This window comes from Caldisalinibacter kiritimatiensis (assembly GCF_000387765.1).
Taxonomy (GTDB): domain Bacteria; phylum Bacillota; class Clostridia; order Tissierellales; family Caldisalinibacteraceae; genus Caldisalinibacter; species Caldisalinibacter kiritimatiensis.
The window spans coordinates 1-9828 of record NZ_ARZA01000053.1; the positions used below are offsets into that span (position 1 = coordinate 1).

Sequence of the window (9828 nt, forward strand, 5' to 3'; positions counted from 1 at the left end):
AATGTACCTGTTATAACTATAAAAGAAATTAATAATATTAAACTGAATAAGACGTTAGATAGAATAGAAACAATTGATTTTCTAAATGCAATCGGAGCAATTATACGAAGGTAGGAAGGTGAAGTATTTGAGAGATATAAACTTTTTTTCTCCATATATAGAATCGAAAAAACTGACAACTAATAAATTAACCTTTACTGGAGCTATTGTTGGTGGACTTCTTTTTATAATGATTGGGTTATATACTTGGAATAATATTAAAATTAAGAATTTAAATAAAGAAATAGCTGAAATGGAGAGATTTATACATAACGAAAGTACAATTAGTGAATTAAAAGAAATTAATAATTTAAAACATAAACTTTCTATTATGAAAGATTATCATAAAAGGTTAGTAGAAGTAAATAAAAAATACGATAGTCAAGAGTTAATAGGCACGGAACTTATTAATGCAATAGCACTTTCACTTCCTAAAAACGCATCTATTGAAATATTAAATATATCAACTGAAAATGTACAAATACAAGGGTTTTCTGGCAATAGAGTATCTATTGCAGAATTTCAACATAATCTAAAGGAAACCAATTTATTTAAAACTGTTCATGTAAGTGATATCAATCAACAATCCGAGGAAGATATTTACAATGTTTTTATTATAAATTGCTATTTCAAGGATGTGAAGTAAAATGGAATTAAGCAAAAGAGAAAAAATAATGTTAATAGTATTAGCAATAATTGTAGTTTTATTTGGGTATTATAAGTTAATTTATAATCCACAGATTGAGAAAATTAATGAACTTGAGAAAAAAGCAGAAAAATATAAGTCAGAGTTAAAAGCTATTAAGACTGAAGTTTCCCCTGATAGCAAAGTAAGAAAAGATTATAAGATAATGAACGAGAAAATAAGTAGCTTGTATAGAAGGTTTTATCCTAAGATTATACAAGAAAAAATCATTTTAATATTAAATGATATGATACAAGATTCTAAAGTAGATAACCAAAGTATTTCATTTTCTGAACTTGAACTAGGTATAATAGATGATGAAACCAATGAAAAAAGTGAAGAATATGAGATGGAAAGTCTAGTAAAAAAATATTTAGGGATGGAAGATAAGAAAGAAGATGAAGTCAATGAGAAAAATGAAAATGAAGTAAAAATAGAAAAGCTCACAGCAAACCTAAATTTTAATGGAAGCTATTCAAATATCATTAGTTTAATGAAAGAGATAGAACAAAATAACAGAGAAATTCTTATTAAAAATTTAAACATAGTTAAAACTGATAATAATGAACTGTCAGGAAACATTCAACTTGAATTTTATGCTGTTCCTAAGTTGCATAATCAGGATGAAGATTATTTAAACTGGGATTTATATAATGAATATGGAAAGAATAATCCATTTTATGGTGACATTTATAAAAATAATAACATAGTAACAAGTGAAGTGGATAACAATAACGAAACAAGTTGGCAAGAAATAAAATATGATTTTGCAATGACTGTTAAGCCATTTAATTCAGATTTACCTACCATTATGTTAGGAAAAGCTAATGATAATACTAGAGAATCCTATGTATATGCAGATAAAAATGGTGTTGAAAATATTGATATTGTATTTACTGAGCAGAAAGACAAGTACTATTTTAAATATAGGACAAGCAGTGAAAACTATCCAAAGAATTACAAAATAGGTGAGTTTTTTGAACCGAAGGATGATACTATAAATTTAATAATATTTACTCATGAAAGAAATTCAAATAAAGACGTAGCAGGTGCTAATATAAAGATTGAAAATAACACTAGTAAAAAAGTTTTAGTAGTAATAGATGGGGACGACAAAAACAGACCAAGAGTTAATATAGACAAGGTAAAAGGGAGAATTGATATTAAAAGGTATTAATTAGGGTGATATAAAATGAATAGACTTTTAAAAAACAATAAAGGCTTTACTTTAATAGAGATAGTAATAACAATTGCAATTTTTTCAATTATAATAGTACCACTATATTCACTTTTTATAACTGCAGCTAAAGCAAATAACATTTCAGCTAATAAATTAAATGCTACTATTATAGCTCAAAGCTATATGGAAGAACTTAAAGCTATCGATACAATCGAATATGAAGATAAGATATATACTTATGATATGTTTATAGATGATCAAAAAAGTGGCGATGGGTTATTAATAAAAAATGTTAAGTTTGATGGAAATACTTATGAAGTGTATTTGCACGTAGAAGAAACTGAATATAAATTTGATGATGCTGATGAAGGAAATTCAAATAACTGCAGGTTATATAAAATAAACATTAAAGTTAAGGAAAAGGATAAAGGTGATGTATTGCAAGAGATTAATGGTTATAAGTCATTTATAAAGTAGGAAGTGGTGATATGATAATAAAGTATTTTAGAAATAATAAAGGCTCAACAGTTTTGATGGTATTAGTTGTAATGATGATTCTATCAATTTTAGGCACTACTATACTTTCAATGGCAGTATCAAATTATAAAATGGTATTTATAAACAGTAATGTGAAGAAAAATCTATATCTTTCAGAGGCAGGACTAGAAGAGATATATGCTATATTAGGTGATTTTGTAAATCAAGCTATTGAACAAGGAAATAAAGCAGCAGATGAATTCATAGACTATGTAAATAATCTAAAGCCTGAGGATGATGATTATGATACTTATTTTAATGAAGATGGTACTTTGAAAATAAATGTGGCAGAAGAGCAACTAAATATAAGCTTTAAAGAAGGGTATATAGATAAAGATGGATATAAGGATGAAATTTTAAGTTTATTGAAGGGAAGCAATGGATTAATTAATGATAATGGCACTTTGAATATAAATGATTATCCGTTAAGAATAGATGATGGTTACGGAAATAAACCAGAGATTACTTTCTATACAAAAAAAGATAGTTATAGTAAAGATAAATTGGTATTTAATGACGGTAAAGTAACTATAGGTATAAGATCTACATATACTAAGGACAATGTAGTAAAAACAATAAGTGTAACATATAAAATCTTAGTTCCTGAATATAATGCTGAAGTTTATGAGGAAATAAAAGTAGTTAAAGAAACATTAGATGGTTCATGGGATAAAGCGATTTCAGCTGATGGAGACATTAAATTTAAGGGAGATAAAATATCATTAAATGGTGATGTTTTTATAGAAGGTGATGATAAGGGTATATCAATAGAAGAAGATAATACTGAACTAACTATTAACGGTAACATATCAACTAATATGAATTTATTAGTTTTATCAGAAGGTAATAATATTGAAGTACAAGGTGACTTTTTTGGACAAAATATTTATCTAGAAAATGAAGCTGGAGTTAAATCAAACAATATTACCTTTGGTTCAATAGATGAATTATCTGGAGATGTTTACTTAAAGGACGATATTGAGATAAATGGTAAGAACAATAAAATTACTTTCAACGGTGGTTTTTATGGTATATCTGATAGTAGTGAAGTAAGTGGTCCTGACGAGTCCTCTAGTATTATTATAAACGAGAAAGAAGGAACTGAATTAACATTTAATAAAGATTTAATTATCTATGGTTCTTCGTTTATAGATTTGATTAATGAAAAATACCAAACTGGAGAATCAATTTCGATAAAGGGTAATTATATAGCCTATACTAAAAAAATTTTAGATAATGATAAAAGAGACTTTAAAGGTTCTAATATAATATTTGAATACAAGGAACCATTGATTCTAGCATCAAAAATAAAAGATGGACAAGTTGAAAAAGACTTAACTTTAGAAGATAAAAGTAAATATATAAAGTACTATAATGAAGATACAAATGGAAATTCCCTTAATGTTGATGGTGTGAACATTAGAGGCATAGATGAAAATAATAAATATAATGAGGATTATAATATTATACATTCAGGAGCTGTTATTAGTACAAGCAATCCTAGTAAAGGCAATAGAGTAATTGCAGGAAATTATAAACCTATGGATGAGCTTTTAATAAGAGATAAGAAAGAAATATATAACCAAAATATTAAAGGTCTAACCGCTAATCAACTAATAAGTAGTGAAGATGACTATTCAAAAATCAACAACGTTAATAGTGAAATATATGAAGGTGACGAGTTAATTTACTATGATGAAAATAACAACAATTTAGCAATAATAGGTCCTAACATATCAAAAGATACTTATCCAGATGAAATTACAGATAACGTAGCTGAAGAAAGAATAGCTTCACTTACTAATCCAGCTGTAAACGGTGTGATTATAACCAACGGTGACGTTTTTTTGATAGGAGATATAGAATATAGTGGAATAATATTTGCGAACAACATAGTAATTCTTGATGATGGTATAGAAAATACAGAAATAACAATATCAAATGACAAAAACTTTGTTGAGACTATTTTTAGACAATGTGGGTTATTAGGTAGTATTTCAGAGACTACAGAAGAATTAGGACCAAGAGGAGATGGTGCAATTGTTAAGAAAGATAATTTAATTAAAATGTCAAGCTGGAGTATAGAGAGGTAGTTATTATGAATAACATTAAAAAGTATAATAAAGGATTAACTTTAATCGAATTAATAGTTGTAATAGGTCTTATAGGAATTACAATTATACCAGTATATTCATTTTTAATAAATAATTTAAAAAACTTTGATAGACAAAATGTTGAGCTAGAGCTACAATACCAAGCTCAAAATGCTATGTACTATTTAATTGATAAAAATATGGAAGCAAAAGGGTTAAAAAAATTAAACGGAAAAATGAAAAATGAAGGAACCTGGAAGGACGAAGTACAAAAGATAATAGAGAAAGACGAAGTTTTTGCTTTTGAAATTAGAGAGACAGAAGAAGAGTTACAAGATGAAGATAGTATATATGAATTAAAGTCGGATACTAATAAGCTGTTTTTTAATTTAAATAGTTCAAAATCACCTTCAACAGAAGTAGGTAATAATATATCAAATATAAAATTTACAGCGATAAAAGGAACCCTTGGTGATACAAATGGTATAGAAATAGAATTAACAGTAAGTAAAGATGGTTATTCAAAAACTATTAAGAATACATTATATTTTAGAAATAAAGAATAGTGATGGAGTGATTAAATGAAAGCTAAGATAAGTATAGTTTTACTAATAATGTTATTATCAAGTGTAATTGTATATCCAAATAACATATATGCTAAGGATAATTACTCTAGTGGACCTAGCAAATGGGCAGAGGATGAAATAAATTTAGCTTTAAATCACAACTTAGTACCAGATGACCTAAAAGGTAATTATACTCAGAATATATTGAGAGGTGAATACGTATTACTAGCTTTAGAATTATATAAAAAAACAGGTAATAATGTAGAAATTACAAATCCTGAGCCATTCATAGATATAAAAGGACATAAGTATGAAAATGAGTTAATTATGGCATATAATGCAGGAATAATTAATGGTTACGAAGATGGAACCTTTAAGCCAGATGAAAAAATCACAAGACAGGAAATAGCAGCATTAATAGTACAGTTACTTAAAGCAATAGATTCAAAAGAAGACTTAAATGCATCTAAAAGCTATGATTATATTGATGCAGCAGATATAGATGAATGGGTAAAGCCTTATATAGATTATTGCTATGAAAACAAAATACTTAAAGGTGTTTCAGAGCTACAAATTAATCCAAAGGGAAATGCAACGAGAGAGCAGTCGATTATTTTAATTTATAGGTTAGGAATTAAACTAGATAAAGATAATACTGAAAGTGTAAATGATGTTATAGCAGTATCTCACTCACATAGCGAGGAAAAATCACAGGAACTATACATAACAGACGAATTTAATAATAATTTTAGTGAAGAAATTGTTACAGCAATAGAGGAAATAACGAAAAATGATAATGTTAACATAACTGATATTACTTCAAAAAGTGCTGTGATTTCGATAAGCAATATAGGTATGATTAATATTGTTAAATCAAAATATGAAATTACATTATATACATCTACCAATGACTTGGATAACGTAACCTTTGAAATAGCATTGTTGAAAATGTTAGAAGTGTTAGATGAAACTGAAAGTATAAAAAATATTTATCAAGAAAGTAAACTATCTTTAGAGAATAGTGTAGAAAAGCTAATAAGAAAAAAAATAGGGGAAAAAGACTATTTTGAAGCTCAATCATTGAAGATATCATCGGATAATAATGAAGAAGTGTTATATACCTTTAGATACTATGACAGTTTATAAAAGTTGAACTTTAATTTTGAAAGGGGGTAATATAGTGAAAAGGAATATTAATTTAAGAATTTCGTATTTTTTGATGATAATGATTTTGAGCATTACTTTTTTACCAATTAGTAAAATTTATGCAGATACTAATACAGATATAAGCATAAGTGCTCCAGTTAATATGTTTAGAGAGGTTGAAAAAAATCAAGTTCTAATAGGTGAAGAGTTTACTATAAACTATAAATTTCAACCGCAACCTATTCCGGCTGAGGATATAATTCCAGAAGCTTACTTAAAGGATAAAGAAATAGTATTAGTAATTGATACTTCGGGTAGTATGAAGACTAACGATATGGTTGGTAATAAAACGAGAATGGAAGTTGTAAAGGATGCAGCTGCTAAATTTCTTGAAAAGCTTAAAGATGACGAAAGAGTAAATATATCTCTTATAGAATATGATAATTATGCTGAGTTAAAAAAAAATAACGGAAATGAATTTGTTAATCTATCTCAAGGTAATAACTTTAATGAAATTATTAATAACATAAGTAAACCAATGGATGCTAGTGGTGGAACAAATATAGGTGATGGTTTAAGAAGGGCTTATTATACATTGAATAATAGCAATAATCAAGATGCAAGAAAATATATTGTATTTCTAACAGATGGAGAACCTACGGCATTTTCATTTAATAGGTTTGTAAACAGGTGGATTGATTGGGGGTGGACTGATTGGGGTTTATTAGCGAAATACCACTACAATGACTACTTTTACGGAGAGCCTATTACACTTAAAAAACGAGAATATAAAGGATGGAGTTTATTTAATAGAAGTTCAATAGGTAAACTATATTGTAATAATTTTGAAGAAGATGTATATGACATCATAGATTATGATTTTAAAACTGATAACTATGATGATATAGCGTATTTTACAAATTGGGGTTCTAACGATTATAACGACTACGCATTAAACTATGCTAGAATAATTGCGAATATGATTAAGAATAGTCCGAACAATATAGACTCCTTTTTTATAGCCTTTAGTAATGGTAGCAATAGAAATAAATTGAGAGAGATTTCAGAGGAATGTGATGGTTATTATAAAGAAGCTATAGATGCAAATGCGATTAATGAAGTGTATGAACAATTATCTGAACAGATTCTTAGTGACTTACCTATTCATGCAGTGTACTATGAAGAAACATTTCCTGATGAATTTGAAATTGTAGATATACCTGAAGGGATGATTAGAAATGGAAATACAGTTGTTGGAGATATCGGTAGTATTACTTACAACCTAAATAAAGAAACAAATCAATTTGAAGCAGAATCATTTGAATTCAATATTAAATTAAGAGCAATAAAAGAAGGAGAATACAATTTATCTAGTGAAATCGCATATAAGGACATAGATGGTAGTGAGAAAGTTAGGCTATTTCCAGATGCTAATATTTCAGTATACGAAAATGAGCCTCCTAAAATTGATGCCACAGTCGAAAGAAATCCAAATAATGATGACAAATATAATTTAAGCATAACAATAGACGAACCGGGGTATATTGAAATATTAAATGCAAATAACGATATAGTATGGCAAGGTGATTGTAATACTGAAGGAACATTTAATATACTTATTGATAAGAGTAAAATTGAAGGATATGAGGGACATAATATAAAAATAAGAGCAACTGATATATACAATAATGTTGTTGAAGAAACTGTTCCAATAATAGAAATAAGTTCATTAGAAATAGAAGATAAATTAAATGAAAATGGTAATAGAGATTCTATTTTAAGTATTAAAACGGAGGATAATACAAAGATTACTGAAATACGAATAAATGATGAGTTAATAGCTCAGGATAGGTTAACGGATAATGGAGAATATAGTCAAAAACTAGAGTTAATAGAATTATTAAAAGGTACTAATAAAATTGAAATAAAAGTATTGAATGGTTATAACAATTCTTCTAAATTTGAATTTAACGTAGATGTTGAACCTTTACTTATACCTAACATTATAAGTAATGAAGGAAAACTAGAATATGGATTGTATATTCAAAGAAGCACTAATGAAGTGGTTTTAGACAATAAAAATCCAGTTAATATTGTTGTTGGATTTGAAGCTAAACTAGGAGCTGCCATTGAAACAATAGGTTCAGGTGAACTCGAAGTTTTAATTACATCACATGAAAATTTAGATATACATGATATTAAGCTATATAAATGCGAATATAATGATACCGAAGATAGTTATACAATAGGAGATTTATTAGGAAGCTATCAAACAAAAAGTGACGATGATAAATATAAATTTAATATCGACAGTGAAAATAATACTTTTATGCTGGTATATTCTATTAGTCCAAAAACTATATCTGAACAATCTACTGAAATTAAATTAATGGATAATGTATATGATTTAAATATTAATATTCAAGAACTACCTGAATTAAAATAGCAAAAAACTCGAGATTTTTATTTCTCGAGTTTTTTAACTTATTATTTATATCTATATATCTAATACAACCTTTTATGATATAATAAAAATAAGACAAGTATTTACAATAAAAGATAAATTTAGATTAAAAGTTGGTGGTTTAATGAAATATATATGAAATAAATAATGGTTTTACTTTAATAGAGTTATTAGTTGTTTTGGCTCTCATTAGTATTATTATAGCTATTATCTTACCTAAAATTTCTATATCTCCATTTACTTTAAAAGCACAATCCTTACAGCTATGTAATGATATAAGAGGAATCAGGACATTAAAAATGACAGAAGGTGGTCAATATAGAATACTATTAAATAATGATTATTATGTGGTATTAGATGGAACAAAAACTCTAAAAACAGTACATATGGAAGAAGAAAATAGAATAGGCTATGATAATAGTGAAGTAAGGTTTGGATATAATGGAGCACCAATACATGGAGGAACGACTATTTCATTACATAATGATAATTTAGAAATATATTATGAAATTACTATAGTACCTGCAAGTGGTCGTATTAAGTTAATAAAGCATAATTAGAATAAGTGAAATAGGGAGTGGGTGTTATGGAACTACATAATTTTATGGAGAAAGAAGTTTTAAACACTATCGACAGATTATTAAAGGATAGACCTGATATATGTCACTGTGAAAAGTGTAGAATGGATATAGCTGCAATTGCATTAAATAATTTAAAACCTAAGTATGTTGTTACTGAAAAAGGGGAAGCTTATATTAAGGTATCAGAGCTTGAGGTACAGTTTGAAGTTGACATTTTAAAAGAAGTTATAAAAGCAATAGAAAAGGTAAGTAAAGAACCACATCATGAGTAGTAAAAACAGAAGGTGATATACTAATGAAAAGTAATATAGTTTTAATAGGATTTATGGGAACTGGTAAAACTACAATAGGAAAATTTATATCAGAAAGAACTGAAATGGATTTTCTAGATACAGATAAATTAATAGAAGAGTTAAATAAAATGAAAATACCCGAAATATTTGATAAGTATGGGGAAAGTTTTTTTAGAAATGAAGAAAGAAAAGTAGTAAATAAGATATACTTGAAAAATAATTCTGTAATTTCTACCGGCGGTGG

General features: G+C 27.1%; 10 protein-coding genes. All 10 read left to right on the forward strand.

Annotated elements, in window-relative coordinates:
- The first annotated feature begins 118 nt into the window (after positions 1 to 118).
- Positions 119 to 685 carry a PilN domain-containing protein gene (locus tag L21TH_RS01975; RefSeq protein ID WP_162138477.1) on the forward strand — a complete coding sequence of 189 codons (567 nt, stop codon included), beginning with the start codon at positions 119 to 121 and terminating at the stop codon, positions 683 to 685.
- 1 nt (position 686) lies between these two features.
- Positions 687 to 1901 carry a hypothetical protein gene (locus L21TH_RS01980; protein ID WP_006307829.1) on the forward strand — a complete coding sequence of 405 codons (1215 nt, stop codon included), beginning with the start codon at positions 687 to 689 and terminating at the stop codon, positions 1899 to 1901.
- A 15-nt stretch (positions 1902 to 1916) separates the two neighbouring features.
- Complete coding sequence (locus L21TH_RS01985) at positions 1917 to 2381, forward strand: type IV pilus modification PilV family protein (RefSeq protein ID WP_006307830.1); 465 nt, start codon at positions 1917 to 1919, stop codon at positions 2379 to 2381.
- 11 nt (positions 2382 to 2392) lie between these two features.
- On the forward strand, positions 2393 to 4534 hold the full coding sequence (locus L21TH_RS01990) for a hypothetical protein (protein ID WP_006307831.1): 2142 nt from the start codon (positions 2393 to 2395) through the stop codon (positions 4532 to 4534).
- Between the two features lie 5 nt (positions 4535 to 4539).
- Positions 4540 to 5100: a PilW family protein gene (locus L21TH_RS01995; RefSeq protein ID WP_006307832.1), complete on the forward strand. Its 561-nt coding sequence runs from the start codon at positions 4540 to 4542 to the stop codon at positions 5098 to 5100.
- A 15-nt stretch (positions 5101 to 5115) separates the two neighbouring features.
- Complete coding sequence (locus L21TH_RS02000; RefSeq protein WP_006307833.1) at positions 5116 to 6246, forward strand: S-layer homology domain-containing protein; 1131 nt, start codon at positions 5116 to 5118, stop codon at positions 6244 to 6246.
- 34 nt (positions 6247 to 6280) lie between these two features.
- Positions 6281 to 8692 carry a VWA domain-containing protein gene (locus tag L21TH_RS02005; RefSeq protein WP_006307834.1) on the forward strand — a complete coding sequence of 804 codons (2412 nt, stop codon included), beginning with the start codon at positions 6281 to 6283 and terminating at the stop codon, positions 8690 to 8692.
- A gap of 158 nt (positions 8693 to 8850) precedes the next feature.
- Positions 8851 to 9270, forward strand: a complete 420-nt coding sequence (locus L21TH_RS02010; RefSeq protein WP_278244282.1) for a prepilin-type N-terminal cleavage/methylation domain-containing protein — start codon at positions 8851 to 8853, stop codon at positions 9268 to 9270.
- A 26-nt stretch (positions 9271 to 9296) separates the two neighbouring features.
- Positions 9297 to 9563, forward strand: coding sequence for a late competence development ComFB family protein (locus L21TH_RS02015; RefSeq protein ID WP_006307836.1), 267 nt, complete (start codon positions 9297 to 9299; stop codon positions 9561 to 9563).
- 23 nt (positions 9564 to 9586) lie between these two features.
- Positions 9587 to 9828 (forward strand): shikimate kinase (locus L21TH_RS02020; RefSeq protein ID WP_034429066.1); only part of this gene is annotated, 242 nt, incomplete at its 3' end.

What these genes read in the sequence shown, in the direction of transcription:
- L21TH_RS01980 (WP_006307829.1), top strand. Translation starts at nt 687, where the DNA reads ATGGAATTAAGCAAAAGAGAAAAAATAATGTTAATAGTATTAGCAATA.
- L21TH_RS01985 (WP_006307830.1), top strand. Translation starts at nt 1,917, where the DNA reads ATGAATAGACTTTTAAAAAACAATAAAGGCTTTACTTTAATAGAGATA.
- L21TH_RS01990 (WP_006307831.1), top strand. Translation starts at nt 2,393, where the DNA reads ATGATAATAAAGTATTTTAGAAATAATAAAGGCTCAACAGTTTTGATG.
- L21TH_RS01995 (WP_006307832.1), top strand. Translation starts at nt 4,540, where the DNA reads ATGAATAACATTAAAAAGTATAATAAAGGATTAACTTTAATCGAATTA.
- L21TH_RS02000 (WP_006307833.1), top strand. Translation starts at nt 5,116, where the DNA reads ATGAAAGCTAAGATAAGTATAGTTTTACTAATAATGTTATTATCAAGT.
- L21TH_RS02015 (WP_006307836.1), top strand. Translation starts at nt 9,297, where the DNA reads ATGGAACTACATAATTTTATGGAGAAAGAAGTTTTAAACACTATCGAC.